At 74.0% G+C, this 26,233-nt stretch carries 22 protein-coding genes; 7 read left to right on the top strand and 15 right to left on the bottom strand.

What is annotated here, in order from left to right; all coding sequences use genetic code 11:
• Positions 1-34 precede the first annotated feature (34 nt).
• Complete coding sequence (locus tag ACIGNX_RS11615) at positions 35-505, bottom strand: MarR family winged helix-turn-helix transcriptional regulator (protein ID WP_396538893.1); 471 nt, start codon at positions 503-505, stop codon at positions 35-37.
• 74 nt (positions 506-579) lie between these two features.
• Here ACIGNX_RS11615 and ACIGNX_RS11610 point away from each other — a divergent pair, with 74 nt between their 5' ends.
• From ACIGNX_RS11610 to ACIGNX_RS11600, 3 genes are all read left to right on the top strand, one after another.
• Positions 580-2,595, top strand: coding sequence for an MMPL family transporter (locus ACIGNX_RS11610; RefSeq protein WP_396538891.1), 2,016 nt, complete (start codon positions 580-582; stop codon positions 2,593-2,595).
• Positions 2,596-2,673: 78 nt separating this feature from the next.
• Complete coding sequence (sigJ, locus tag ACIGNX_RS11605; RefSeq protein WP_396538889.1) at positions 2,674-3,594, top strand: RNA polymerase sigma factor SigJ; 921 nt, start codon at positions 2,674-2,676, stop codon at positions 3,592-3,594.
• Positions 3,595-3,844: 250 nt separating this feature from the next.
• Positions 3,845-5,659, top strand: coding sequence for a hypothetical protein (locus ACIGNX_RS11600; RefSeq protein WP_396538887.1), 1,815 nt, complete (start codon positions 3,845-3,847; stop codon positions 5,657-5,659).
• Between the two features lie 48 nt (positions 5,660-5,707).
• On the opposite strand, the gene ilvD is transcribed toward ACIGNX_RS11600, so the two are convergent.
• Positions 5,708-7,405, bottom strand: coding sequence for a dihydroxy-acid dehydratase (gene ilvD, locus ACIGNX_RS11595; RefSeq protein WP_396538885.1), 1,698 nt, complete (start codon positions 7,403-7,405; stop codon positions 5,708-5,710).
• A gap of 256 nt (positions 7,406-7,661) precedes the next feature.
• On the opposite strand from ilvD, the gene ACIGNX_RS11590 reads away from it, so the two are divergent.
• Complete coding sequence (locus ACIGNX_RS11590; RefSeq protein WP_396538883.1) at positions 7,662-8,882, top strand: acyl-CoA dehydrogenase family protein; 1,221 nt, start codon at positions 7,662-7,664, stop codon at positions 8,880-8,882.
• Positions 8,883-8,886: 4 nt separating this feature from the next.
• Here ACIGNX_RS11590 and ACIGNX_RS11585 read toward each other — a convergent pair whose 3' ends face one another.
• Positions 8,887-9,624 carry a hypothetical protein gene (locus tag ACIGNX_RS11585; protein ID WP_396538881.1) on the bottom strand — a complete coding sequence of 246 codons (738 nt, stop codon included), beginning with the start codon at positions 9,622-9,624 and terminating at the stop codon, positions 8,887-8,889.
• An 88-nt stretch (positions 9,625-9,712) separates the two neighbouring features.
• A complete protein-coding gene (gene dacB / locus ACIGNX_RS11580; RefSeq protein WP_396538879.1) occupies positions 9,713-11,263 on the bottom strand; it encodes a D-alanyl-D-alanine carboxypeptidase/D-alanyl-D-alanine-endopeptidase in 1,551 nt (516 codons plus the stop codon).
• A gap of 196 nt (positions 11,264-11,459) precedes the next feature.
• Between dacB and ACIGNX_RS11575 the strand changes: the two genes are divergently transcribed.
• A complete protein-coding gene (locus ACIGNX_RS11575) occupies positions 11,460-11,879 on the top strand; it encodes a cold-shock protein (protein WP_396538877.1) in 420 nt (139 codons plus the stop codon).
• A gap of 45 nt (positions 11,880-11,924) precedes the next feature.
• Here the strand turns inward: ACIGNX_RS11575 and ACIGNX_RS11570 are convergent, their stop codons facing one another.
• From ACIGNX_RS11570 to ACIGNX_RS11560, 3 genes are all read right to left on the bottom strand, one after another.
• A complete protein-coding gene (locus tag ACIGNX_RS11570) occupies positions 11,925-12,428 on the bottom strand; it encodes a general stress protein (protein ID WP_396538875.1) in 504 nt (167 codons plus the stop codon).
• Positions 12,429-12,629: 201 nt separating this feature from the next.
• A complete protein-coding gene (locus tag ACIGNX_RS11565; protein ID WP_396538873.1) occupies positions 12,630-13,706 on the bottom strand; it encodes a glycosyltransferase family 4 protein in 1,077 nt (358 codons plus the stop codon).
• A gap of 6 nt (positions 13,707-13,712) precedes the next feature.
• On the bottom strand, positions 13,713-15,857 hold the full coding sequence (locus tag ACIGNX_RS11560) for a glycogen debranching N-terminal domain-containing protein (protein ID WP_396538871.1): 2,145 nt from the start codon (positions 15,855-15,857) through the stop codon (positions 13,713-13,715).
• Positions 15,858-15,990: 133 nt separating this feature from the next.
• Between ACIGNX_RS11560 and ACIGNX_RS11555 the strand changes: the two genes are divergently transcribed.
• Positions 15,991-17,037, top strand: a complete 1,047-nt coding sequence (locus tag ACIGNX_RS11555; protein WP_396538869.1) for a glucose 1-dehydrogenase — start codon at positions 15,991-15,993, stop codon at positions 17,035-17,037.
• 12 nt (positions 17,038-17,049) lie between these two features.
• Here the strand turns inward: ACIGNX_RS11555 and ACIGNX_RS11550 are convergent, their stop codons facing one another.
• Positions 17,050-18,219, bottom strand: coding sequence for an MFS transporter (locus ACIGNX_RS11550; protein WP_396539195.1), 1,170 nt, complete (start codon positions 18,217-18,219; stop codon positions 17,050-17,052).
• Between the two features lie 36 nt (positions 18,220-18,255).
• Positions 18,256-18,825, bottom strand: a complete 570-nt coding sequence (locus tag ACIGNX_RS11545) for a sigma-70 family RNA polymerase sigma factor (RefSeq protein ID WP_396538867.1) — start codon at positions 18,823-18,825, stop codon at positions 18,256-18,258.
• Between the two features lie 63 nt (positions 18,826-18,888).
• Here ACIGNX_RS11545 and ACIGNX_RS11540 point away from each other — a divergent pair, with 63 nt between their 5' ends.
• Positions 18,889-19,605, top strand: a complete 717-nt coding sequence (locus ACIGNX_RS11540; protein ID WP_396538865.1) for a zf-HC2 domain-containing protein — start codon at positions 18,889-18,891, stop codon at positions 19,603-19,605.
• Positions 19,606-19,730: 125 nt separating this feature from the next.
• Here the strand turns inward: ACIGNX_RS11540 and ACIGNX_RS11535 are convergent, their stop codons facing one another.
• The 6 genes from ACIGNX_RS11535 to ACIGNX_RS11510 form a co-directional block, all read right to left on the bottom strand.
• Positions 19,731-20,912, bottom strand: coding sequence for an ATP-grasp domain-containing protein (locus ACIGNX_RS11535; RefSeq protein ID WP_396538863.1), 1,182 nt, complete (start codon positions 20,910-20,912; stop codon positions 19,731-19,733).
• Positions 20,909-21,976, bottom strand: a complete 1,068-nt coding sequence (locus ACIGNX_RS11530) for a pyridoxal-phosphate dependent enzyme (protein ID WP_396538861.1) — start codon at positions 21,974-21,976, stop codon at positions 20,909-20,911. The genes ACIGNX_RS11535 and ACIGNX_RS11530 overlap by 4 nt, the downstream gene beginning before the upstream one ends.
• Before the next feature lie 34 nt (positions 21,977-22,010).
• On the bottom strand, positions 22,011-22,691 hold the full coding sequence (locus ACIGNX_RS11525; protein ID WP_396538859.1) for a DJ-1/PfpI family protein: 681 nt from the start codon (positions 22,689-22,691) through the stop codon (positions 22,011-22,013).
• A 102-nt stretch (positions 22,692-22,793) separates the two neighbouring features.
• A complete protein-coding gene (locus ACIGNX_RS11520; RefSeq protein ID WP_396538857.1) occupies positions 22,794-23,534 on the bottom strand; it encodes an SDR family oxidoreductase in 741 nt (246 codons plus the stop codon).
• A 430-nt stretch (positions 23,535-23,964) separates the two neighbouring features.
• Positions 23,965-24,663: a TetR/AcrR family transcriptional regulator gene (locus ACIGNX_RS11515; RefSeq protein ID WP_396538855.1), complete on the bottom strand. Its 699-nt coding sequence runs from the start codon at positions 24,661-24,663 to the stop codon at positions 23,965-23,967.
• Between the two features lie 46 nt (positions 24,664-24,709).
• A complete protein-coding gene (locus ACIGNX_RS11510) occupies positions 24,710-25,789 on the bottom strand; it encodes a PucR family transcriptional regulator (RefSeq protein WP_396538853.1) in 1,080 nt (359 codons plus the stop codon).
• Positions 25,790-26,233: the final 444 nt, after the last annotated feature.

The following is a 26,233-nucleotide window of genomic DNA, read 5'->3' as shown; positions in this document are numbered from 1 at the left end:
TCCGAAAGAGGTACTTCGCGCGATGAGGTGAAGATCACTCCCGCGGGCGCCCGGCGGCGGTGTCCGCCCGGACCGCCGCGGTCGCCTCGATCGTGGCGGCCAGGAACCGGGCGACGACCTCCTTGTCCGCGTCGTCGAACCGCTCCCACGCCCGGGTGTAGGCGTCGCTGAGCGGCTGGAAGAAGTCCGCGCCCAGCGCGAGCGCCTTCTCCGACGCGCGCAGCTCCACCTTGCGCCGGTCGTGGGGGTGGCGCACGCGCGCGACGTGGCCGGCCGCCTCCAGCCGGTCCAGCACGGACGTGGTCGCGGACGCGCTGAGGTGCAGCGCCTCGGCCAGCCTGCCCGGTGACATCGGCTCGCCGCCCCACCGGGCGTCCATGATCACCGCGAGCGCGTTGAGGTCCGTCCGGTGCATTCGCTGCCGATCACCGAAAATCTCCACGAACCGGTCGGTCTCGACCGTGAACTGCCGGAGCAACCTGACCAGGGCCGAGTTGTCGGCCATGCGCCCTCCCGTTAGTGTTTCGACGGTCGAACTATTGGATCGTCGAACTACATGGTTTCGGAGGTCATTGTCCCGTGGACGCCAACCGCTCCCGCGCCCGCTGGCTGCTCCCCGCCCTCGTGGCGGTGGCGTGGCTGGCACTGGGCGGCTTCGCCGGACCGTTCGCGGGCAAGCTCAGCGAGGTCGCGGTCAACGACAGCACCGCGTTCCTGCCCTCGTCGGCCGAGGCGACCGAGGTGTCCGAGCGGGTCAAGGCGTTCGGCGACGGGCGCGGCCTGCCCGCGGTCGTGGTCGCCGAGCGCGCCTCCGGCCTCACCCCGGCCGACCGCGAGTACCTGGCCGGCCGCGACTTCCCGGGCGAGGCGTCGCCGGTCATCCCCTCGGCGAAGGACGACCAGGCCGCGCAGGTCGTCGTCGTGGTCGACCCGGCGGACCCGTCCGGCGCGGTGGAGGAGATCCGGTCCCGGGTCGCCGACCCGCCCGCGGGCCTCACCGTGCTGGTCACCGGCCCCGCCGCGCAGGTCGCGGATCTCAAGGAGGCGTTCGGCGGCATCGACGGCCTGCTGCTCGTGGTCGCGGGCGCGGTGGTCGCGCTGATCCTGGTGCTGGTCTACCGCAGCCCCCTGCTGCCGCTGGTCGTGCTGGCCTCCGGCGTGTTCGCCCTGGGCCTGGCCAGCCTGGCGGTCTACCTGCTGGCCGACGGCGACGTGATCGATCTCAACGGGCAGAGCCAGGGCATCCTGTTCATCCTGGTGTTCGGCGCGGCGACGGACTACGCGCTGCTGCTGGTGTCGCGGTTCCGCGAGGAGCTGCGCGACACCGAGGACCGCTACCGGGCGATGAAGGTGGCGTGGCGCGCCACGATCGAGCCGATCGCCGCGTCGGCGGGCACGGTCGTGCTCGGCGTGCTGTGCCTGCTGTTCAGCGACCTCAACTCGAACAAGGGCCTGGGCCCGGTGGCCGCCATCGGCATCGGCGCGTCGCTGCTGGCCTCGGTCACGTTCCTGCCCGCGGTGCTGGTCCTGCTCGGCCGGGCGGCGTTCTGGCCCGTGCGGCCCAAGCTCGGCTCGCCGCACCCGGAGGCGAGCGGCCTGTGGGCGAAGGTCGCCCGGGTGATCTCCGCCCGGCCCCGGGCGACGTGGGTGCTGACGACCCTCGTGCTGCTGGTTGGCGTGGCGTTCGTGCCGCAGTTGAGGGCGTCCGGCACCGCCCAGTCCGACGTGTTCCTCTCCGACGTCGACTCGGTGGCCGGCCAGGAGGTGCTGTCGCGGCACTTCCCCGGCGGCAGCGGCGCGCCGACGGTCGTGCTCGCCCGTGCCGACCGGACCGACGAGGTGGCCCGCGCCGCCGACGTCGAGGGCGTGTCGCAGGTGCGGCCGTCGGGCGAGGCGGACGGCCTCGCGCGGCTCGACGTCGTGCTGGACGACCCGGCGGACTCCGAGGCGGCGCTGGCGACCGTGCAGCGGCTGCGCGAGGCGGTCCACGCGGTGCCGGGCGCGGACGCCAAGGTCGGCGGGCCCACCGCCACGCAGCTCGACACGCAGACCACGTCCGAGCGCGACCGGCTGGTGATCATCCCGATCGTGCTGCTGGTGATCTTCGTCGTGCTGGCGCTGCTGCTGCGGTCGCTGCTCGCGCCGCTGCTGCTGATCGCCACCGTGGTGCTGTCGTTCGGCGCGACCATGGGCGTGGCGGCGCTGGTGTTCAACGGGGTCCTCGACTTCCCGGGCGCCGACCCCGTGGTGCCGCTGTTCGGGTTCGTGTTCCTGGTGGCGCTGGGCATCGACTACAACATCTTCCTGATGACGCGGGTGCGCGAGGAGTCCGAGGAGCTGGGCACGCGGGCCGGAGTGCTGCGCGGGCTCACCATCACCGGCGGGGTGATCACGTCGGCCGGCGTGGTGCTGGCGGCCACGTTCTCGGCGCTGGCGGTGCTGCCGATCCTGTTCCTCGCCCAGATCGCGTTCATCGTGGCGTTCGGCGTGCTGCTGGACACGTTCGTGGTGCGGTCGCTGCTGGTCCCGGCGCTGGCCGTGGACCTGGGCAAGCGCATCTGGTGGCCGTCGCGCCTCGCCCGGGGGAGTGACTGACGCCGGCGGTGTCACAGCCCGGGCGGCACGATCGTCCTCACCTCGACGGGTTCGGGCGAGGGTGGGGACGGGAGCGGGATGGCTGTGGTGGCAGGCGGGGACCGGCTCGCCGACCTGGCCGCGGAGTACACCCGCGTCCGGCCGCGGTTGGTCGGCATCGCGTACTCGGTGATCGGCACGGTCGCCGAGGCGCAGGACGTGGTGTCGGACTGCTGGCTGCGGCTCACCGCCGCCGACGAGCGGCAGCCCGTCCGCGACGTCGAGGCGTGGGCGGTCGTGGCGGTGGCGCGGCGCGCGCTGGACGTGCTGCGGTCGGCGCGGGTGCGGCGCGAGGAGTACGTCGGCCCCTGGCTGCCGGAACCGCTCGTGGACGCGGCCGACGACCCGGCGGAGCGGGTGACCCTGGCCGACGAGGTGAGCTTCGCGCTCATGGTGGTGCTGGAGACCCTCAGCCCCGCCGAGCGCACCGCGTGGGTCCTGCACGAGGTGTTCGGCCTGCCGTTCCCCGAGGTCGCGGCCGTGGTCGGCCGCAGCCCGGCGGCGGTGCGGCAGCTGGCCGTGCGGGCGCGGGCCCACGTGGCGGCCGGCGCGCCGCGGTCCGACGTCGGCTCCGCCGAGCACCGCCGCGCCGTGGAGGCGTTCCTGCGGGCGGTGGGCCAGGGCGACCTGCGCGGCCTGCTGGCCGTGCTGGACCCGGACGTCGTGCTGACCAGCGACGGCGGCGGCCTGCTCGGCACGGCCCGCCGCCCGGTGCGCGGCCCGGACCGGGTGGGCCGGTTCCTGGTCGGCGTGCGCCGCAAGATGCCCGCCGACCAGCGCATCGCGCCGCTGACCGTGAACGGCGGCCCGGGGTTCGCCGTGCTGATCGGCGCGGCGACCCGGTTCGTCTGCGCCCTGACCGTGCGCGGCGGACGGGTCGCACGGGTGGACATCGTGGTGGCGCCCGACAAGCTCCCGCGCGGGTTGGTCGTCCGGACGCCGCCGGTCCACGGTCGGTGACCGGCGCGCCGCGCAGCGGAACCGGGGCCGGGATTCCCGGTCTTACCGGGACGAAATCGCGGATTCCGGGCATGGCGCTCGGCCGGCTCGTGAAGTAGAAATAGCGCACTCAACATCGCCAACGCCCGACCTCGTCGAACGTGAGAGAGCGCTCTCTCCGGATGGGGTACGGCGTCCCGACCCCAGAGGCATGTCAATGACGATCATGCGCCACGCCAGACGTGAGAGCGCTCCCGCGAGACTGCGCCGGGTGTTCGTGCTCGGCCTCGCCCTGGCTGCCGCGACCACCGCCGCCGCCCCCGCCGTGCACGCCGACCCGCCCCGCACCGGGCAGGACCTCGGCGTGAACGTGCGGGTGTTCGACCCGTCGACGCCGGTCGCCGAGATCCAGGCCGCGCTGGACGCCACGCACGCCACCCAGGTCGACAACGAGATGGGGGCGCAGCGGTACGCGTTCCTGTTCAAGCCCGGCAGCTACGGCACCCCCGAGCGGCCGCTGCAGCTCAAGGTCGGCTACTACACCGAGATCGCCGGTCTCGGCGCCTCGCCCACCGACGTCGTGATCAACGGCAAGGTCGAGGTCTACAACCGCTGCCTGGCCGACGGCGGCACCGGCAACTGCCTGGCGCTGGTCAACTTCTGGCGCACCCTGGCCAACCTGACCGTCAACATCGACGGCAAGGGGCAGGACGGCTGCCGGGCGGGCGCGAACTTCTGGGCCGTCTCCCAGGCCGTGTCGCTGCGCCGCCTCAACGTCACCAGCGGCACGTTCACCCTGATGGACTACTGCACCGCCGGTCCGCAGTACGCCAGCGGCGGCTTCATCGCCGACTCCCGGCTGCCCGCGGTCGTCAACGGCTCGCAGCAGCAGTGGCTGACCCGCAACAGCGAGCTGGGCAGCTGGTCCAACGGCGTGTGGAACCAGGTCTTCTCCGGCGTCGTCGGCGCGCCCGACGACGCGGGGTTCCCGACCCCGCCGTACACGACGCTCGACACCACCCCGGTCAGCCGGGAGAAGCCGTACCTGTTCGTCGACGCCAAGGGCCGCTACAACGTCCGCGTCCCGGCCGCGCGGCGCGACACCAGCGGTGTGTCCTGGGCGAACGGCATCACGCCGGGCCGCACGATCCCGCTGTCGGACTTCTTCGTCGCCAAGCCCGGCGACTCCGCGCGCGACATCAACAACCAGCTCGCGCGGGGCAAGCACCTCCTGCTCACCCCGGGCGTCTACGACGTGTCCCGCAGCATCGAGGTCAAGCGGGCCGACACCGTGGTGCTCGGCCTCGGGCACGCCACGCTCACCGCGGTCGACGGCGCGATCCCGCTCGACGTCGCCGACGTGCCGGGCGTGGTCGTCGCCGGCGTCACGATCGACGCGGGCACCGAGCTCTCGCCGGTGCTCCTGCGCGTCGGCAAGAAGCACGGCGACCGGCCCGGCCGGAAGGACGACCCGACCACGCTGTCGGACGTGTACTTCCGCGTCGGCGGCCCGCACGTGGGCAAGGCGGAGAGCGCGCTGGAGGTCAACAGCGACAACGTGCTCATCGACCACACGTGGGTGTGGCGCGCGGACCACGGCGTCGAGGGCTTCACCGACACGCAGCGCTGGAACACCAACACCGGCCTGACCGGCGTGGTCGTCAACGGCGACGACGTGACCGCCACCGGCCTGTTCGTGGAGCACTTCCAGCGGCACAACACCGTCTGGAACGGCGAGCGCGGCACCGTCGTGCTCTACCAGAACGAGCTGCCCTACGACCCGCCGACGCAGGCGGACTGGATGAAGGGCGACGTCGAGGGCTGGGCCGGTTACAAGGTGGGCGACCGCGTGCGCGAGCACACCCTGCACGGCGGCGGCGTGTACGTCTTCAACCAGAACAACCCGTCCATCCACACCGAGAACGGGTTCGAGGTGCCGCGCACGCCCGGCGTGAAGCTGCACCACGTCATGACGGTCAACCTCAGCGCGGGCGTCATCGACCACGTCGTCAACGGCGTGGGCGGCCCGGCCGACCTGACCAACGTCGGCGCCCCGGTCTACGTGGCGCAGTACCCGACGCCGTGACACCGGGCGGTGCCCGACCCCGCGCCGGGGCCGGGCACCGCTCGTCGGTCACCCGCAGACCGCGCCACCGGAGGCCGAGCCGACGAGCTTGGCGTACTTCGCCAGCACGCCCCGCTCGTAGCGGGCGGGCAGCGGCGCCCAGCCCTCGCGCCGGGCCGCCAGCTCCGCTTCGTCCACGTCGAGGTCCAGCGTGCCGTTGGCGACGTCGAGCGTGATCCGGTCGCCGTCGCGCACGAACGCGATCGGCCCACCGTCCACCGCCTCCGGCGCGACGTGGCCGACGCACAGGCCGGTCGTGCCGCCCGAGAACCGGCCGTCGGTGAGCAACAGGACGTCCTTGCCCAGCCCCGCGCCCTTGATCGCCGCCGTGATGGCCAGCATCTCGCGCATCCCCGGACCGCCCTTGGGCCCCTCGTAGCGGATCACCACCACGTCACCCGCGGCGATCGTGCCGTCCTCCAGCGCGTCCATCGCCGCGCGCTCCCGGTCGAACACGCGGGCGGTGCCGGTGAAGACGTCCGAGTCGAACCCGGCGGACTTCACCACCGCGCCGTCGGGCGCGAGCGAGCCGCGCAGGATCGTGATGCCGCCGGTGCGGTGGATCGGCTCGGCCATCGCGCGCAGCACCGTGCCGTCGGGGTCGGGCGGCGCGATGTCGGCGAGGTTCTCGGCGACCGTGCGGCCGGTGACGGTGAGGCAGTCGCCGTGCAGCAGGCCCGCGTCCAGCAGCGCCTTCATCACCACCGGGACGCCGCCGATGCGGTCGACGTCGGTCATCACGTGCCTGCCGAACGGCTTGACGTCGGCCAGGTGCGGCACCTTCGCGCCGATCCGGGTGAAGTCGTCCAGGCTCAGCTCGACCTCGGCCTCGTGCGCGATGGCCAGCAGGTGCAGCACCGCGTTGGTCGAGCCGCCGAACGCCATCACCACGGCGATCGCGTTCTCGAACGCCTCCCGGGTCATGATCTGCCGCGCCGTGATGCCCCGGCGCAGCATCTCCACCACCGCCTGGCCGGACCTGCGGGCGAACCCGTCGCGCCGCCGGTCGGTCGCGGGCGGCGCGGCGCTGCCCGGCAGGGACATGCCCAGCGCCTCGGCCGCGCTGGCCATCGTGTTGGCCGTGTACATGCCGCCGCACGCGCCCTCGCCGGGGCAGATGGCCCGCTCGATGAGGTCGACGTCCTCGCGGCTCATCAGGCCCCGGGCGCACGCGCCGACGGCCTCGAACGCGTCGATGATCGTGACCTCGCGCTCGCTGCCGTCGGTCAGGGTGACGCGGCCGGGCAGGATCGAGCCCGCGTAGAGGAACACGCTGGCCAGGTCGAGCCGCGCGGCGGCCATCAGCATGCCCGGCAGCGACTTGTCGCAGCCCGCGAGCAGCACCGACCCGTCCAGCCGCTCGGCCTGCATGACCGTCTCCACGCTGTCGGCGATGACCTCGCGCGAGACCAGCGAGAAGTGCATGCCCTCGTGACCCATGGAGATGCCGTCGGACACCGAGATGGTGCCGAACTCCAGCGGGTAGCCGCCCGCCGCGTGCACGCCGTCCTTGCTCGCCTTCGCGAGCCGGTCCAGCGGCAGGTTGCACGGCGTGATCTCGTTCCACGACGAGGCGACGCCGATCTGGGGCTTGGCCCAGTCGTCGTCACCCATCCCGACCGCCCGCAGCATCCCGCGTGCGGCGGTCCTCTCCAGGCCGTCGGTGACGTCGCGACTGCGCGGCTTGATGTCCGGGGTCTCGTTCATGGCAGGAAACCTAACCCCCCGGCGCGGGCGTCGCACCGGCGATCCGCGCCGCCCGGCCGACGACGGGAACCCGCACCCACCGGCGGGGCGCACCGGGACCGCCGCGCAGGTGCGGCCGCCCGACTGCCGGGATCGCGCCCGCCGCCGCGCCCGCCGCCCTTGACCCCCGGCCCGGGCCCGCTGGTAAGAAGTGGTGTCGCGAGACGCTTCCGCCGCTTTCCTTCCGGTTCCACCGGTTGAACGAAGGAAGGTCGACATGGCCGAGCCCGACGCGCGCACCGCCGGACCGGACGCCGACGACGGGCCCACGACGCCGGCGGAGGTCCTGGCCCGGGCCCGCGCCGCCGCGCCGCTGCTGCGGGCGAGGTCCGAGGAGATCGAGCGGGCCCGGCGGCTGCCCGCCGACGTCGTGCGGCTGCTGCGGTCCACCGGCGTGTTCCGGATGGCGGTCGCCGCGGACCGCGGCGGGCCCGAGCTGACGTCCGCGCAGCAGACCGAGGTGATCGAGGTGCTGTCGCACGGCGACCCGGCGGCGGGCTGGTGCGCCATGATCGGCATGGACACCCCGCTGTACGCGGCGTTCCTGCCCGCCGAGGTCGTGGACGACATGTTCCCCCACCCGGACGTGATCACGGCCGGGCTGATCCTGCCCACCGGCCGGGCCGAGCGGGTGCCCGGCGGCTACCGGCTGACCGGTCGGTGGCGGTTCGGCAGCGGCATCACGCACGCCGACTGGGTGTCGGCGGGCAGCGTGGTCACCAGCGGCGGCGAGCCGGAGACCGGGCCGGGCGGCGGGCCGGTGTGGCGGGTGCTGCTGGTGCGGCCCGACCAGGTCGAGACGCTCGACACCTGGCACACCACCGGTCTGCGGGGCAGCGGCAGCCTCGACTACGCGATCACCGACGTGTTCGTGCCGGAGGAGCACTCGTTCAGCTTCGCCGCGCCGCTGAGCCGCACCGGCCCGCTCGCCACGCCGGACGCGTTCGTGCGCAACATGCCGGGCGTGCCGCTCGGCCTGGCCCGGGCCGCCCTCGACCACGCCCGCGAGCAGGTCACGACCCGGGTGGACCGCCTCACGGGCCGGCGCTGGGCCGACGACTACCGGGTGCAGTACGCCATCGGCGAGGCGGAGCTGGACTTCCAGGCCGCGCGGCACGCCGTCTACGGCAGCCTGGACCGGCAGTGGGAGCTGCTGGCGTCCGGCCGGACGTTGGACGACTTCACCCCGGACGAGCGGATCTCGACCGCACTGCCCCGCCTGAACGCCTTCCGCGCCGCCCGCCGCATCGTCACCGGCCTCTACGACCTGCTGGGCACCTCGTCGATCTACGAGCCCTCACCGCTGGACCGGTGGCTGCGCGACATCACCACCATGTGCCAGCACGTCGTCGCGCAGGACCAGGTCGTGCAGTCGGCGGGCGCGCACGTCCTGGGCGGCACACCGCGCTTCCCGTTCGCCCTCGGCATCGTGGACTGAGCCGTCACGACCCGGCGTAGCCCTTGATCCCCACGAGCGCGGTCAGCCGCAGGGAGTTCGCGCCGGCGGGGGAGGGCAGGCCGAACCGCCTGTCCACCAGCCGGTCCACCGCGCCGCAACCCCGTGCGCCGGGCACGGCGAAGGTGGTGTCCTCGATGGTGAACCGGACCACCGGCGGGTTCGCGGAGACGCGGTCCGGGCCGCTGGTGCGGACGGGCCGGAACACGATCGGGTCGTGCTCGTCGCCGATCAGGCACGTGTCGGGCAGCAGGCGGTTCCCGACGCGCAGCCGGAGGTGCTGCACGCCCATCCGGTCGCCGTCGGAGAGGAAGTCGGCGAACCCGGCGTACTCGACGCGCAGGTCGGTGCGCAGCAGCGGGTGGCGGCCGGGTCCGCCGAGCAGCCCGCCCGGCACGGGGGTCGGTTCGGCGCGCAGCGCCCCGAAGACCTGGGCGTACCGGCCGTCGAGCCGCCCCTCGGCGAACGTCAGCCGCATCGCGCCGGCGTCCAGCTCGCCCGAGTCGCCGATCCGCATCGTGCCGCTCGACAGCAGCACCTCGCAGCGCCACTCGGCGGGGTCGGCGCCGGCGGGGATCGCGGGGCAGTCGGAGAAGTCGAACGCGGGGACGGTCTCGGCGGAGGCTTGTCCCGGCGCCGCGGCGACCACCCCGATCAGCGCTGCTCCGGTCAGGGCCGCACCCGCCAGGGCGGCGACGGCGGTGCGGAGGGGGGTTCTCGTCATGCCGCACAGCCTGCCGACCGGCGCCCCGGTCAAGATCCGGGACGACCCCGGTCCCGGCCCTGGCCGGACCCCGGGACCGGGGCCGGGGTCAGCAGGTCTTGACCCAGCTGCACTCCAGGCGCGGGTCGGCGGCCGGCTCCGGGGCGACCCGCGCGGCGGGCGGGGTGGCGCCGGCGCGGTGACCGGCCAGGCGGACCGCGACGGCGTCCTCGAACGGCTTGGCCGAGGTGAGGGTGTCGTTGCTGATCATCGCGAACACCAGGGGCGTGCCGTCGGCGGTCGTCACGTAGCCCGAGAGGGCGCTCACGCCGGTCAACGTGCCGGTCTTCGCCCGCACGTTGCCCTCGGCGGGCGTGCCGCGCATCCGGTTGCGCAGCGTGCCGCCGACCATCCGGTCGCCGCGGCCCGCCACGGGCAGCGCGTCGAACCAGGCGGGGAACCACGGCTCGCGCCTGGCCGCGAGCAGCAGCGTCGCGAGCTGGTCCGGCGACACCTGGTCCATCCGGGACAGCCCCGACCCGTCCCGCAGCGACAACGCGGTCGGGTCGACGCCCCACTCGGCCAGCTTCGCGGTCATCGCGCGCAGGCCCGCGTCCCAGCTGCCCTCGCCGGACGCGGCCCTGCCGACGGTCTTCACCAGGATCTCGGCGTGCATGTTGTTGCTGAGCTTGAGGAACGGCACCATCAGCCGGGACAGCGGCATCGACAGGTGCTCGCCGAGGACCGCGGCGTCGGCGGGGGTCGCGCCGGTGGCCGTGCCGCCGACCACGCGCACGCCGTGCCGGGCGAGCGCGTCCTCGAACAGGGACGCCACCAGGCCGGTCGGCTCCCAGACCGTGCTCCACTCGCGCACGACCGCGCCACCGGCCGGGACGCTGCCGCGCACGGTGATGACGTTGGTCCCGTGCTGCCGTTCCACGGACACGTCCGCCGCCGAGCCGGGCACGCCGGTGACCGCGGTGGTGGCGATCGTGACGTAGTCCGTGGGCGGGTCGGTGGTGACGACGGCCGGTTGGCCCGCGGCGGCGGGCGCGACCCGGACGATGACGGAGCCGGCGTCGTAGTCGGTGTCCGGTGAGACCGTGAGCGCGGAGATCTGCGCGTTGTAGTAGTACGGCTCGTCGTCCCACGCCCAGCCGGTGCCCAGGCGCACGGAATCGAACCACGTGTCGTCGGCGACGAGCCTGCCGCGCACGATCCGGACACCGCTCGCGGCGACCTGCGCGGCCAGCGCGTCGTAGTCGGCGGCGAGCATGGTCGGGTCGCCCGTGCCGCGCAGGTGCAGGTCGCCGGCCAGCACCCCGGCGCGCACCTGACCGGTCGCGGCGGCGGTCGTGCGGAACCGGAAGTCCGGCCCGAGGACGTCGAGCGCGGCGGCGGAGCTGAGCAGCTTGCCGTTGGACGCGGGCTGGCCGCGCTCGCCGCCGTCTCGGGAGAACAGCACGGCGCCGGTGTCCGCCCGGCGCACGACGAGCCCGACGTCCGCGCCGGCGAGGGCCGGGTTCCCGATGATCGCGTCGAGGTCCCGGGCGAGGGCGTCGTCGGCCACGGCGGACGCCGGTGCGGCCAGGTCCGCGGCGGGGACCGCGACGAGCGCGGCGGCGGCCAGGACGAGCGCGAACGACCGTGGTCCGGGCATGGCAGCTCCTCCGGTGTCGCCGTGCGGCTACTGGCGAAGGATTGTCCACTTTGCCGGATGACTTGTGAAGTTCTGACACCGCAGCGTCGCCTGAAGGACGTAAGCCGCCACGGGTCGCGCGGCGCGCGCCGGCATAGGATCGTGGGGACGTCGCCACGGGGCGTGGCGCGTGCTGTGCTGGTGAGGGGTAGCGGTGGTGGTGAAGGGCAAGGTCGTCCGGTTCGACGACGTGCGCGGGTACGGGTTCGTGTCGCCCGAGGAGGGCGGCGAGGACGTGTTCATCCACGTCAACGACATCGACTTCGACAAGCGGCTGATGGCGCCGGGCGCGCTGGTCGAGTTCCTGGTGGAGATGGGGGACCGGGGGCCGAAGGCGTCCCGGGTGAGCCTGGTGCGGGAGGCGTCGTCGCGGTCGGGCTCGTCCCCGACCTACCACTCCGGCGACGACGTCAACGGCAACGACATGTTCTGCGAGGTCGTCAGCACGAGGCGGTTCCTGCAGGAGGTCACCGAGACGCTGCTGGCCGCCGCGCCGGGGATGACGGCCGAGCAGATCCTCAACGTGCGCCAGGGCCTCGTCGGGATGGCGCGCAAGTACAACTGGCTCGAGGACTGAGGGGGCGCGGGCGTCGCCGCCCGCGCCCGGGTCCGTCCCCGGCGGTCACGCCACCCGCGATCCGCCCATCGCCAGCCGCGCGAGCAGGTCGCGGCCCTTCTCGGCGGTGCGCGGTTCGCACAGCACGTCGTAGCGGCCCGCCACGAGCTGCGTGGTGGACGCGAAGTCCCGCCTGCCGCGCATCGAGGCGTAGCCCGCGGCGGCGAACGCCATGCCGAAGCCCACGCCGGTGATCAGGCCGGTCAGGATCGCGATCGGCAGCGGGCCGGTGCCGAACATGCCCAGCAGCAGCCCGACGAAGAGCCCGAACCAGGCGCCCGACGCCGCGCCGCCGGCCAGCACGCGACCCCAGGTCAGCCGGGCGGTCACCCGTTCGACGACCATCGGGTTCACGCCGACGATCGTGACGTCCTGCACCGGGAACTCCTGGTCGGCCAGGTGGTCCACGGCGCGCTGGGCCTCGGTGTAGGTGGCGTAGGAGCCGATGGGCCACCCGGTGGGCGGGGTCGGCACGGTCGCCGGCTCGCGGGCCGGCAGCATTGCGGTCATCAGACGTCCTCTCGGGTCACTCGCCGGTGACGGCGGTACGCCTCGGCCACGACTTCGTCGGCGATCACGTCGTGCGGCGCTGGAGCACTTCGTCTCGTGGCTCACCCGGTACAACGACCTTGAGCGTCGCGGTGTTCCCGAAGTTGAGCCGATGTGGCTCAAGCCCGGGTTGTCGCGGTGGACGGGCGGTCCTGCCGTGGTTCAGCGAGCGGCGGCCTTGGCTCCCGCAAACGGGTGGCGCTGCGCGGACCGGGCGATGGCGGCGCGGTAGACCTCCTCGTACCGTGCCGCCATCAGATCGACGTGGAACCGGCGCGTGACCTCGTCGCGGCACCGGTCCGGCGACAGCTCGCCCACCCGGTGCAGCGCCTCCACCAGTGACTCGTGGCCGTCGCAGAGGTAACCGGTCTCGCCGTCCGCGACGATCTCCGGTACCGACCCGCGCCGCGTCGCCACCACCGGCGTGCCGCACGCCATCGCCTCCACCATCACCATGCCGAACGGTTCGTCCCAGCTGATCGGGAACAGCAGGCACCGGGCCGCCGCCAGCAGTTCCAGCTTCTCCTCGCGGCCCACCTCACCGAGCCACTCGACGCCGGGCCGGTCCAGCAGCGGCACGACCTCGCGCTCGAAGAACTCCTTCTCCTCCGGCTGGCGGCACTTGGCCGCGATGCGCAGGGGGACACCGGCCTCCTCGGCCGCGGCGACCGCCTCGGGTATGCCCTTGTACGGCGCGGACCGCCCGAGGAACAGCGCGAAGTCCTCCTTGTCCCGCCGGAACGGGAACAGGTCGACGTCGACGGCGTTGTGGACGGTCGCCACCCAGCCCAGGTCGGGGGCGATCCGGCGTTGCGCCTCGGAGATCGCCACGAGGTGGACGCTGCCGTCCAGCAGGCGGTAGTAGCGGCCGGGCTCGCCGACGACCGACCCGTGCGCGGTGACCACCGTGGGTTCGGCCCGACCGCGCGCCAGCAGCGGGCCGGCGAAGCTGTGGTCGTGGACGACGTCCACCTCCAGGTCGTCCAGGATGGCGGGCAGCGCGGCGGCGTGCAGGACGTCCGGCACGCCCTGCCCCAACCGGTCCGGGCAGGGCCCTTCCGCGGTGGACCGGAACTCGGCCGAGGTCCCGTTGCGCCCGACGCCGACGAGGACCACGTGGTTCCCCCGCGCGACCAGCCCGTCCACCAGGTCGGCGCACATCGACTCGATGCCGCCGTAAGCCCGCGGCGGCACCTCGAACCAGGGCGGGGCGATCATGGCGATGCGCAGCGGTCGCACTCCGGTTCACCTCCGGTCCAGGCCGGGGTGCACCCCGACGGGGCTGCGGACCAGCTCGACGTCGTCGGGCAGCCCGGTGATCCGGACCTCGGCCCCGTCGACCTCCAGGCCGACCCGGGCGCCGAGCATCGGCACGCCGTCCAGCGCCAGCGGCTCGAACGACTCGGGCAGCGCGGGAGCCAGCCACACCTTGCGGCGGGGCGCGTACGGCTCGATCCGCAGCAGCACGCGCAGCAGGTGCACCGGCGTGGCCGACGCCCACGCCTGCGGCGAGCACGACGTCGGGTAGGGGATGGGGTCGGGGTACTCGGCGCGGTCGAAGCCGCACAGCAGCTCGGGCAACCTGCCGCCGAATGCCTCGGCCGCCTCCAGCACGGCCACCGCCACGCGCTGCGCGTGCTCGACGAAGCCGTACCGCATGAGCCCGTGCACGACGAGCGCGTTGTCGTGCGGCCACACCGACCCGTTGTGGTAGCTCATCGGGTTGTACGCGCCCATCCCGGACGCCAGCGTCCGCACGCCCCACCCGGTGAACATCTCCGGCGACAGCAGCGCCTCCGCGACCCGTTCCGCCTTGTCCTCGTCCACGATCCCGCTCCACAGGCAGTGCCCGACGTTCGACGTGAGCGCGTCCACGGGCCGCTTCCCACCGTCCAGGGCCACGGCGAAGTAACCGCGGTCGGGCAGCCAGAAGCGCTCGTTGAACCGCTGCTTCAGCTCGGCGGCCCGTTCCCGCCACCGCCGGGCGCCGGCCAGGTCGCCGAAGTCCTCGCACACGCAGGCCCGGGCCAGGTAGGCGTTGTAGACGTACCCCTGCACCTCGCACAGCGCGATCGGGCCGCGCGCGATGCGGCCGTCGGCGAAGTTCACCCCGTCCCAGGAGTCCTTCCACCCCTGGTTGACCAACCCGCGCCCGGTCGCGCGCTGGTACTCCACGAAGCCGTCGCCGTCGCGGTCGCCGTAGCGCTCGACCCACTCCAGCGCCCGGTCGGCGTGCGGGACCATCGCCGCGACCTGCTCCCGGTCGATGCCCCAGCGCGACAGCTCACCGAGGAGCATCACGAACAGCGGGGTGGCGTCCGCGGTGCCGTAGTAGACGTTGCCGCCGCCCAGCGCCAGCGAGGCGTCCGCGCCGAACCGCATCTCGTGCAGGATGCGCCCCGGCTCCTCCTCGCTGTTCGGCTCGACCCGCGTGCCCTGGTGGTGCGCGAGGGTGCGCATCGTCCCCAGGGCCAGGTTGGGGTCGATGGGCAGGGCCATCAACGAGGCCAGGATCGAGTCGCGGCCGAACAGCGTCATGAACCAGGGCGCACCGGCGGCGACCGCGGTGTCGGAGGGGTGGTCGGGGTCGAAGATCCGCAGCGCGCCCAGGTCCTGCCTGCTGCGCAGCAACGTGGCGGCCAGCGACTGCCTGCCCGAGCGCCGGAGGACGGGCGCCGCCCGGCGCCACCGGTGCGAGCGCACCGCCGGCACGGACTCGTCGATCGGCCGCTCCGGCGGGAACATCGGCTCGATCGCCCGGCCGTCCACGATCGGCTGAACGGTCACGCGTGTGTTCCACTCGCCCTTGGGCGGGACGACAACGCGGAAGGTGAGGGCGGACGTCGAGTAGTCGGCGCCGTCGGCCAGCACGCGCACGCCCCGGCTGTGGCCGTCGAGCACGCGGGTCAGGAGAAGTCCCTCCGGCTCGGCGTCGGACTCGCTGCTCCCGCGTTGGCGGACGCGACCCTCCTTCACCTCGAACAGGTCGGCGAAGTCGGCGTCGACGTGCACCGTGACCACGTGCGCGACGCTCTCCAGGCCGAAGTTGCGCAGCGTGATGTCCTCGCGCATGCCCGCGCCGACGTACCGCTCGCGCCGGACCAGCAAGGTGCTCTCCGGGGAGTGCGCGCGGGACCGGCCGCGCCCGACGAACGTCATCCGGAACGGGTCGCGCGTGACCGTGGTGATGTGCTCGACCGGTGCGCCGTCCAGTCGCAGCGCCCAAGCGGACACGATCCGGGTGTCCTGGAAGAACACGCCCTGAGCGGCCGCGCCGTCCACGTCGCCGTCGCTGCCGCACACGCAGAAGGACGTGCCGTGGACGAGCGTCACGGTGCCGGGTGACAGTGTGACCGGCGCGCCGTCGTAGGCCCAGCCGCTCTCGGTCATCGTCCTCCTCCCGCGGTGCTCGGCCCGCCGTTCGGGCTCCACCACGGGTGCCACCCGCCACGACCGGCAAACAACGCCCATCCCACCGGGGGACACCCGCATGTGCGAGGGCGTACGGGGGTAGTCCCGGCCCATGCGCGCGCTCACGATCAACCCCGGCACCGCCGACTCGTTGGAGGTCACCGAGCTGCCCGACCCCGAACCCGGGCCCGCCGAACTGCTGGTCGAGGGGCTCGCCGTCGGCGTCTGCGGCACGGACCGGGAGATCGCCCAGGCCGAGTACGGCCAGGCGCCGCCCGGCCACGACCGGCTCGTGCTGGGCCACGAGTCCCTCGGCCGGGTGCTGACCGCGCCGGAGGGCAGCGGGTTCACGGCCGGCGACCTCGTCGTGGGCGTCGTGCGGCGGCCCTGCCCGGAACCGTGCGGGGCGTGCGCGCACGACGAGTTCGACAACTGCCGCACCGGCGACTACACCGAGCGCGGGATCAAGGGGCTCGACGGGTACGCGGCCGAGCGGTGGTGCGTCGAGACCGACTACGCGGTGGCGCTGGACCCCGGGCTGACCGACGTCGGCGTCCTGATGGAACCGACGTCCGTGGTCGCCAAGGCGTGGGAGCAGGTCCGGCGGGTGGGCGAGCGGGCGTGGTACGACCCGAAGGTGGCCCTGGTGACCGGTGCCGGCCCGATCGGGCTGCTCGGCGCGATGATCGGCGTGCAGCAGGGGCTGGACGTGCACGTGCTGGACGTCGTGGAGGACGGCCCGAAGCCGGACCTCGTGCGGCGGCTGGGCGCGACCTACCACCACGGCGACGTGGACGAGGTGGCCGGCCGGTTGCAGCCGGACGTCGTGATCGAGGCGACCGGCGTGGGCAGCGTCGTCTTCGCGGCCATGCGCAACACCGCGCCGTTCGGCGTGGTGTGCCTGACCGGGATCGCGTCGGCGGGGCACGGCATCGTGGTCGACGTCGCGGGCGCCAACCGCGAGATGGTGCTGGAGAACGACGCCGTGATCGGCTCCGTCAACGCCAACCTGCGCCACTTCCGCCAGGCCGCCGACGCGCTCGCCCGCGCCGACCGGGCGTGGCTGGAGGGCCTGATCAGCCGGCGCGTGCCGCTGGACTCGTTCGCCGACGCGTTCACCGGCCGGTCCGACGACGTGAAGGTGGTCATCACGCTCTGACCGGTGCCGCGCTCACCGGAAGTCGCGTGAGGACGGCACCAGCGCCGCGGCGGCGGGCGCGGCGAAGCAGACCACCGCGCACACCGCGAGGACCGGGCCCGCGCCGAACCCGTCGATCGCGGGCGCGATCACGGCCAGGCCGACCGGCGCCAGCCCGTAGGAGAGCAGGAAGTCCAACGAGGACACCCGGGCGAGCATCCCCGGCTCGACCTCGCGCTGCGTGGCCGTGAACCAGGGCACGTTGAACAGCTCGATCCCCGCGCCCGCCACCGCGTAGGCGGCGACGACCACCACCGCGGGCACGGGGAGCAGCAGGCCCAGCGGCACGAACCCGTAGCAGGCCAACCCGGCCAGCGCGGTCCAGCCCTGCGCCCGGGGGTCGTGCCGCGCGGCGACCACCGCGCCGACCAGCGCGCCCACCGCGTACGCGGTCGTCGCGGCGGCGAGCACGGCGCCCGTGCCGTAGCGGTCCCGGCTCACCAGCGGCAGCACCACGCCGGTCGCGGAGTAGCCCGTGGCGATCACGGCGGTCAGCGCGCCGAGCCCGGCGACGAACCACGGGTGCCCGCGGGCCTCGCGGACGCCGTCCAGGAACTCGGCGGTGAACCGCCGCCGTGCCGCGGGGACGACCCGGTCGACGCCCGCGGGCGGGAGCAGCGCCGCCACCGCCCACAGCACCGCCGTGCCGACGACCAGCGCGGACGTGTCGACCACCAGCGCCAACAACGCCGTCGCGCTCGGCGCGACCAGCGTGGTCACCCGCACCGCCAACGTCATCGCCGCGTTCGCCCGCCGTCGCCGCCCCTCGGGCACCACCTCCGCCGCGAGCGCCTGGAAGGCCGGGCGGCACGCGCCCTGCCCGGCTCCGACGACGGCCGCCGCCACGGCCATGAGCACGACCGAGCGCCCCAGCCCGACGGCGATCAACGGCGTGGCGAGCGCCGCGACCAGCCCCGCCCACAGCACCACCCGGCGGCGCGGGTGCCGGTCGGCCAGCACCCCGGCCACCGGCACCGCGACGAGGAACCCGGCCGTGCGCGCGGCCAGCACGACACCCAGCGCGACGGCGCTCATCGACCGCTCCAGCACGGCGAACCCGAGCACGAACGGCAACGCCCACGTCGCCAGGCCGGACGCGGTGGTCCCGGTCCACAGGCGCAGGAACGCCGCGCTGCGCAGCAGGCCGCCGGCGGGCCGGACGTCGGGGTGCACGCGCAGTCAGCCGGCCTCGGTGGCGCCGGACCGGCCCGTCGCCCGCACCAGGTCCTCGCGCGCCCGGGCGACCCGGGACCGGATCGTGCCGATCGGGCAGCCCGCGACCTCGGCCGCCTCGGCGTAGGACAGGCCGAGCACCTGGGTGAGCACGAGGGCCTCGCGGCGGTCCTCGTCCAGCCCGTCCAGCAGCAGGTTCAGCTCGACGACGCCCTCGAAGCCGGAGTCGACGGGACGGCGGTCGGCCTCGCGCCGCCAGTCCGCGCCGGGGGAGAGCCGAGGTCGTGACCGCGCCAGGCGGACCTGGTCGACCACCACCCGGCGGGCGATCGACAGCAGCCAGGTGCGCGCCGACGAACGCCCGGCGAACCGGCGCAGGCTCCCCAGGGCGCGGGCGTAGGTCTCCTGCGCGAGGTCGTCGGCCACGTCGACGTCGGCGAGGTGGGCGACGAACCGCCACACGTCCCGCTGCGTGGCCCGCACGAACCGCTCCAGCGCGTCCCGGTCGCCGGACCGCGCCCGCAACGCCCAGCGCGTCACCTCGTCGTCGGGGTTGATCACGTTGGGGAAGCTCACGACTCCGAATCGTAACCACGCGGTGTCGGGAACTCGTGCGCCGAATGGAGCGACTACTGGGACGTGGACTGCCGAACCTGCCGCGAAGCGTTGTCCGCCCGCCTCGACGGCGAAGCGGAACCGGGAACCGCCGCCGAGGTGGACGGGCACCTCGGCCAGTGCGCGGACTGCTCGACGTGGCTCGTCGGCGCGCAGGCGCTGACCAGGGCGATCCGCGTGCGCCCGGTCGAGCCCGCCCCGGACCTGGTCGCCGCGGTGCTGGCGGACGCCCCGCCGCGCCACGTCGCCCTGGCACCGCGCCTGGCGCTGGCCGCGGTGGCGATCGTGCAGCTGTGGCTGGGGTTGGCCCAGTTGCTGTCGGGCGCGACCTCGCCGCCGGCGCACGGGATCGCCGGGCACCTGTTCAACGAGGGCGCGGCGTGGAACCTGGCGCTGGGCGTGGGCCTCCTGGCGGCCGCCGTGCACGCCGACCGGGCGGCCGGCCTGGTGCCGACGCTGGGCGGGTTCGTCGCGGTGCTGGCCGCGTTCTCGGCGCACGACCTGGTCACGGGAACCGCCACGGCGACGCGCGTGCTGTCCCACCTGCCGCTGGCGGCGGGCCTGGCCCTGCTGTGCCTGGTCCGCCGGGCCCACCGCGACCAACCGACCCCGGGCACCCCGGCCGAGCACGACCGGGGCCGCCCGGACCACCACGACCGCCCCACCGACGACCGCCCGCCTCAGGCGGACAAGCGGCGCGGGGGCGGCCTGCGCCCCGCCGGCCACCACCGCGCGGCCTGAGCGGCTGTGGGCGGGTTGCGGCCGGTGGGGCACCGCCGTGCGGCTTGAGGAGCGTGCGGCGAGGCGGGATCGGTGCCGGGGTGCCGCGCGGCGCCGGGTGGCCGGCCACCGGCGGGCGGGCCGGGTCACGTGACCAGCGGGGTGATGCCGCCCGCCGCGGCCAGGGCGCGGTGCAGGGCCAGCTCGGCGGTGGGGGCCTCGGTCAGCACGATGCCCGTGCAGGACCGTTGGTCGGTCAGGTGCTCCAGCACGTCGCCCGGGCTCGCCGTCGGGTACCACCGGGGGTCGCCCGGCAGGCCCGCCAACCGGTCCAGTCCCGCCCAGCCGGTCAGGACTCCGGGCTTGGCGGGGTAGGACAGCACGAACGCCACTCCGGTCCCGGGCTTCAGCGGCTCGGTCAGCAGCGGCGGTTCGACGTCCAGGGCCATCGCGACCATCGACTCGTAGACGTTGGTGCCCAGCGACCGGCACAGCGCCTCGCCCACCAGCGCGCCACCGATCCGCGCGTTGACCTCGACCACCTCGGGCCCGTCCGCGGTCAGCACGAACTCGGTGTGCGCGAACCCCCGCCCGTGCCCGGCGACCGCCAGCACCCGCCCGATCCACCGCTCCAGCTCGGCGAGGTCGGCCGCGGGGAACGCGACCGGGAACGCCGCCGCCTCCTCCCGTCGCACCGGCTCGGGGGAGAGCTGGCGGCTCAGCACGCCCAGCAGCCGCGTGCGCCCGGCCCACGTGACCGTCTCGGCGCTGTAGAGCGGACCGGCGAAGTACGGCTCCGCGATCAGCCTGCCCTTCAGCGGTGCGCGTTCGGCTTCCCGCAGGGCGGCCTCCAGCTCGGCCCGGTCGCGGACCAGCCAGACCGCGCGCGACGACGTGCCCGCCGAGTCCTTGACCACCAGCGGGAACCCGTCGGCCGACACCGGGTCGACCGGGCCGCCCCGGCTGAGCCCGTGCTCGTGCAGCAACGCCCGCACCGCGCCCTTGTCCCGCAGCACGCGCACCGCCTCCACCGACGGGCCCGGCAGGCCGAGGCGGCGAGCCAGCTCCGCGCCCGGCACGGCCCACGTGTCGGTCGAGCTGATCAACCCCGCCACGTCGGGCACCGCCCGCAGGGCGGCCTCGCACGCCGTGACGTCGGTGGTGTCGACGTCGAGGACGCGCACCCGCCCCGGGCCCGAGACCGCCAGCTCGTGCGCGTAGATCGACCGGTCCCCGGTGAGCAGGCACAGGTCGTGACCCGCGCCCTCGGCGGCGTCGGCGAGCCGGCCGAGGCCGAAGGTGAGGGCTTCCAGCAGCACGACGGTCACGGCACGGGGTCCTTCCGGCGTTCCTGCGCGGGCACGAGCGGGCCGTGCGCCCGGCGGGCCCACTCCATCGCGGCCCACGGCGGGGTGAGGTCGTCCAGCGAGGCGATCTCCACCGGCATCAGCGACGCCGGGTCGAGGGCCTCGCGGTGGCGGGTGAACACGCGCGCCGCGTACCGGTGTCCGGTGTCCGCGCCGATCACCACGTGCGTGCGGGCGGGGTCGCGTCCGGCCTCCCAGCGCGCGGCGAGGTGCGCGGCCCCGGTGGACAGCCCGGCGAACACGGCGTGGTCGCGCATCAGACCGATGGTGGCGGCCATGGCGTGCTGGAAGTCCAGCCAGTGCACCCGGTCGTACAGCTCGTGGTGGACGTTGCCGAACGGGATCGCGCTGCCGATGCCCGCGATGATGGCGTCCGGGTCGGTGAACCGCTCGCTGCCGAACGTGACGCTGCCGAACGGCTGCACGCCCACCAACCGCACCGCCGGGTCGTGCTCGCGCAACGCGCGGGTGAGGCCACCGCTGGACGCCCCGGTGCCGACGCTGCCCACGACCGTCAACGGTTCGGCCGGCAGGGCGCGCCGGAGGAGGTCGGCCAGCTCGGCGTACCCCAGGTGGTGCACGGGGTCGTGGTACTGGCGCATCCAGTGCAGGTCGGGATCGCGCGCCAGCAGCTCGCGGACCTTGGCGACCCGGCGGTTCTGGTCCAACCGCAGGTCGTCCGACGGCGGCATCTGGTCCACCGTGACGCCCAGGATCTCCAACTGCGCGCGGATCGTGTCGTCCACCGTCGTGGAGGCGACGATGTGGCAGCGCAACCCGTGCCGGTGGCAGGCCATCGCCAGCGCGAGCGCGTAGATGCCGCTGGAGCTGTCCACCAACGTCTGTCCTCTGTGGACCACTCCGGTGTCGAGGAGGTGGCGCACCGCGCCCAGCGCGGCGTACACCTTGAGCGTTTCGAACCGGATCAGCACGACGTTCGGCGCGAGGCGGACGAGCGAGGGCGCCTTGAGCGCGTCGGTGATGTGGTCGTGCACCGGTAAGCCGGGGTGCCGGGGCAGGGTCATCGTCGATCCCCTCGTGTGCTCGGGCTCTGCGGGCTCAGGCGCGCCAGACGGTGCCCCGGCGCTCGTACTCCAGCACGGTCTCCACGCGCTGCGCCGTCTTCGCGCCGAGGAACCGTTCGACCAGCCACAGCGCCACGTCGAGCCCGGAGGTGATGCCGCCGCCCGTGATCAGGTCGCCGTCGTCCACCACGCGCGCGTTGACGACGTTCGCGCCCTGCGCCGCCAGGTCCGCCTTCGCGGCCGTGTGCGTGGTCGCGTTGCGGCCCCTGGTCAACCCCGCGGCGGACAGCACCATCGTGCCGGTGCAGATGCCGGCGACCAGCGCCTCCACCGCCGCCAGGCGGCGCAGGAAGACCTGGTCGGCGATCAGCCGGTTCACCCCGGGCCCGGTCTTGTCGCCGTACCCGCCACCGGGCACGACGAGGACGTCGGCCCGGCCGGGCGACCACCCGTCGGCCACCTCGACCCTGGTGCCGTAGGCGCACGTGACCGTGCCGGGACGACCGGTGGTCACGAGCGTGGTCGTCACCGCGCCACCACTGGCCCGCCCCGCGAGCCCCAGCACCTCCACCGGTGCGACGAAGTCCTGCTCCTCGACACCCTCGAACAGCAACACCTGCACCCGCAGCGGTGCCGCTGCCGACGCGGTTCCCGCCCCGCCCGCCACCGCTCCCACCGACAGCGCCGACGCGCGCAAGAACGTACGACGTTCCACTGCGACCTCCCAGTCCGCCGTTCATTCCAGTGGTCGGTCACGACCCCCTTCCGGTTCCGGGACAATGGACTCTATAGCTTCAGTGTTGATCGAAAAGCATCTTCAGGCGAGACCTCCGTTGGCGAAGAGGACCTGGCCGTTGACCCAACGGGCAGGGCCGGCCAGGAAGGAGACGGCTTCGGCGATGTCCTCCGGCTGGGCGAGGCGTTCGAGCGGGGTCGCCTTGGCGAAGTTGGCGACGGCCGCGTCGTCCTTGTCCTGGAGGAACAACGGGGTGGCGGTGGGGCCGGGTGCGATCGCGTTGACGGTGATGTCCTTGCCGCGCAGTTCGCGGGCGAGGATGAGGGTGATGCTCTCGACGGCGGCTTTGCTCGCTACGTAAGCGCCGTAGCCGGGCAGTTGGGTGCGGGTGACCGAGGTGGAGAAGTTGACGATCGCCCCGCCGGGCCTGATCCGGCGCGCGGCCTGCTGCGCCACGACGAACGTGCCCCGGACGTTGGTGCGGTGCACGCGGTCCAGGTCGGCGAGGTCGAGTTCGGCGATGGGCGCGAGCACCATGATCCCGGCGGTGTTCACGACCACGTCGACGCCGCCGAACGCACCCTCGACCGCGTCGAAGGCGGCGCTCATGTCGTGCTCGTCGGCGACGTCGCCCCCGACGGCGATGGCCTGACCACCGCGGGCGGTGGCGTCGGAGACCACGGCTTCGGCGCGTTCTTTGTTCCCGGCGTAGTGGACGCCCACCGCGAAGCCGTCGGCGACGAGCCGCTCGACCACGGCTCTCCCGATGCCGCCGCTGCCTCCGGTGACGAGGGCGACTCGGGTGGTGGTGTTGTCGGTCATGGTGGTTCCTCTCGGTTGTGGGCCGCGCCTCGGCCGGGCACGACCGCGGAAGGCATGGGTGGGCAGCGGTCATGGCAGGGCTCGGGGCTGCCGGCGGGTGGTTCGCGGGCATGCGGGAGCCGGCTGCAGGGACCGGGGGCCGGGCTGCAGGGAATTGGACGCAGAGAATCGGACGCAGAGAAGCGGGCGTAAAGAATCGGGCGCAGAAAATTTGGGCACAGAAAATTGGGCGCAGGGAATTGGCCGCAGGAATCCGGGCCGCAGGGCATTGGGCCGCAAGGATCGGGCTGCGGGCGGCAGGGCTCGGCTGCAGGGTGACGCGAGTCGGGCCGCGCTGTGGTGAGTGGCGCTGTGGTGAGTGGCGCTGTCGGGTGCTTGACGGGCGGGCGCTGGGGGTGGCCGGCCGTCGTGGTGGGCGTGGGGTGGTGGGTCAGTGCTCCTTCGGGGTGGCGAGGTGGGTCAGCCATTCGGTCAGCAGGGCGAGTTCGGCCGGGCTGAAGGTGGTCGGTTGGTCGGAGCGCAGCAGTGCGCTCAGCGTGGTCGCGACGTGGGCCACGGAGGGTGCCGCGGCTGTGCTCGCGCCGGGTTCCGGGGTCAGGATGCCGGGCAGGACGATGTCCCTCACGCGGGCCGACAGCTCGGGGTCGCGGTCCGCCGGTGGGCGGTTGAGGAGGGAGAGGGCGACGCCGGTGTTGGCGGCCGTCACGATGTCGGCGGCGTGGTCGGGGTCGGTGGTCAGGCGGCCGGCTCGGGCGACTCGTTCGAGTGCGCCGCGCAGCAGGCCGTGTGCCTCGCGGACGGCTTGTGGCGGGGAGGTGAGCCTGGGGGTGTACATGAGGCGGTAGACGTTGGGGTGGTCGAGGGCGAAGCGGGTGTGGTCGTCCCAGCCCCGGTGGAGGTCCGCGACGGGGTCGGGGCCGGGTTGGGCGGCTCGTTTGGCGGCGAGGTACTCGGCGAAGCCGTGGTCGGCGACGGCGGCGAGGAGGCTGTCCTTGTCGCCGAAGAGGCGGTAGATGACGGGCTGTTGCACGCCGGCGCGTTCGCCGACGGCGCGGGTGGAGATGTCGCCGGTGGTCGACGTCTCCAGCAGCTCGGTGGCCGCGGTCAGGATCGCTGATCTGTTGTCCACGTTAGCAACGGTAACACGTCATCGAATCACTGACAACAGGTCTCCGTTATCGGCGATCCAGCCAGGTCCGGAGCGCCCACCAGTGCCGCAGGGTGCGCAGGACCGTGGGCGTGCCGTCGTCCCACGGCGTGCCGGTCAGCTCGGCGAGCCGGTCCAGCCGGTAGCGCACGGTGTTCGGGTGCACGTGCAGCGCGGTGGCGGCGTGGCGGAGGCGTTGGCCGTGGTCGAGGTAGACCAGGGCGGTGGCGACGAGTTCGCGGTGGAAGTCGTCGTGCCGGTCGAGCCCGGTGAGCGTGCCGCGCAGGAGGTCGGCGAGCACCGGTTGGGCGGTCAGCGCGACCGCGCCCGCCAGGTCGGTGAGGTGGTGCACGCCCACCTCCGCGGTGACCCGCAGGGCGGCGACGCACAGCGGGTGCACGTCGCGCACCCGGTCGAGCCGCGTGGCGGGGGACACCACGAGCCGGACGGCGAGTTCGGTGGTCGGGGGGTGGGGTGCCAGGCCGGTGAGCCGTCCTTCGACCAGTCCGTACACGCCGCCGGCCGGGAGGCGTCGTTCGAGGGCGCGGGCCGCGCCGGGTTCGGTCACGTCGGACACCAGGCAGTGGTAGGGGTTGTCGGGGGACAGGCCCGCGCGTCGCAGGTCGGCGGTGTCGGGTGGTGGTCCGTCGCCGGGCAGGAGCAGTCGGCGGAGCAGGTGGGTGTCGGCGTCGCGGTTGGTGCGGGACAGTTCGAGTTCGGCGGTGTGGTAGCCGTTGACGACGTGGCGTTCCAGGGCGCCGGTGTAGCGGTCGAGGTCGACCACGCCCTCCAGCAGGACCTGGTCGGGCACGCCGGCGGCGCGGCTGCGGGCGATGGCGATCTTCATGGCGCTGGTGCGGCCGGCTTGGACACCGCGCAGCAGGCCGTCGATGGAGATGCCCTGGGCGGCGCGGTCCGCGCCGAGCGCGTGGGCGGCCTCGAAGTCCGGTGCGCCGGGTTCGTCGGCGCGTTCGAGGAAGTCCAGGCCGGTGGCGAGGAGGACGGCGACGTGGCGGCGGTTCTCCGCTTCGGGGAGTCGGGCGACCTCGGGTGACCGGTCGCGTGCGGCGTGGACGAGTTCTTCGACGACGTCCCGGTCGGTGGCCATGGCGCGGAGCACCCGGGTGAGCAGTGGGCCGCGGTCGTGGGTTGTCGGCACCGGTCCGCCCTTCCGCCGCGATGTTGTGGCAGTGGGATAACGAGTGGTCGGCTCGTTGGGCGTCGGCCCCTACCGCGGTCGTGCCGCGAGCCGGTATCTATTGCCTACCGAACGGTAACAGTTCGACCGGGCTCGGCCGCCGCGAGTTCGGGATTCGGTGTTGGCGAATCGGAAAACCCGCACGGGTGTGATAAAAGCGCACCCGGGTTTGGAGCTGTCGTGGACAAGAATTCCGGGACCAAGGGGCGGGCCCTGTCGGGGCTGTTGGCCGCGTGCGCGCTGGTCGCGTCAGCCGTGCCCGCCGCCGCCGTGCCCGTCGCCGGGCCTGCCGTCGCCGGGCCTGCCGTCGCCGCGCCCGCCGTCGCCGGGCCCGCCGTCGCGCCTGGCGCGGGT

This window comes from Actinosynnema sp. NPDC053489 (genome assembly GCF_044544865.1).
Classification (GTDB): domain Bacteria; phylum Actinomycetota; class Actinomycetes; order Mycobacteriales; family Pseudonocardiaceae; genus Actinosynnema.
The sequence above is the reverse complement of the archived record's forward strand: the minus strand, read 5'-3'. Positions and strand labels throughout refer to the sequence as shown.

Bases quoted from the DNA above. Each gene is read 5' to 3' on its own strand.
- ACIGNX_RS11615 (WP_396538893.1), bottom strand. From the start codon at position 505: ATGGCCGACAACTCGGCCCTGGTCAGGTTGCTCCGGCAGTTCACGGTC.
- sigJ (WP_396538889.1), top strand. From the start codon at position 2,674: ATGGCTGTGGTGGCAGGCGGGGACCGGCTCGCCGACCTGGCCGCGGAG.
- ilvD (WP_396538885.1), bottom strand. From the start codon at position 7,405: ATGAACGAGACCCCGGACATCAAGCCGCGCAGTCGCGACGTCACCGAC.
- ACIGNX_RS11590 (WP_396538883.1), top strand. From the start codon at position 7,662: ATGGCCGAGCCCGACGCGCGCACCGCCGGACCGGACGCCGACGACGGG.
- ACIGNX_RS11585 (WP_396538881.1), bottom strand. From the start codon at position 9,624: ATGACGAGAACCCCCCTCCGCACCGCCGTCGCCGCCCTGGCGGGTGCG.
- dacB (WP_396538879.1), bottom strand. From the start codon at position 11,263: ATGCCCGGACCACGGTCGTTCGCGCTCGTCCTGGCCGCCGCCGCGCTC.
- ACIGNX_RS11570 (WP_396538875.1), bottom strand. From the start codon at position 12,428: ATGACCGCAATGCTGCCGGCCCGCGAGCCGGCGACCGTGCCGACCCCG.
- ACIGNX_RS11560 (WP_396538871.1), bottom strand. From the start codon at position 15,857: ATGACCGAGAGCGGCTGGGCCTACGACGGCGCGCCGGTCACACTGTCA.
- ACIGNX_RS11555 (WP_396538869.1), top strand. From the start codon at position 15,991: ATGCGCGCGCTCACGATCAACCCCGGCACCGCCGACTCGTTGGAGGTC.
- ACIGNX_RS11530 (WP_396538861.1), bottom strand. From the start codon at position 21,976: ATGACCCTGCCCCGGCACCCCGGCTTACCGGTGCACGACCACATCACC.
- ACIGNX_RS11520 (WP_396538857.1), bottom strand. From the start codon at position 23,534: ATGACCGACAACACCACCACCCGAGTCGCCCTCGTCACCGGAGGCAGC.
- ACIGNX_RS11510 (WP_396538853.1), bottom strand. From the start codon at position 25,789: ATGGCCACCGACCGGGACGTCGTCGAAGAACTCGTCCACGCCGCACGC.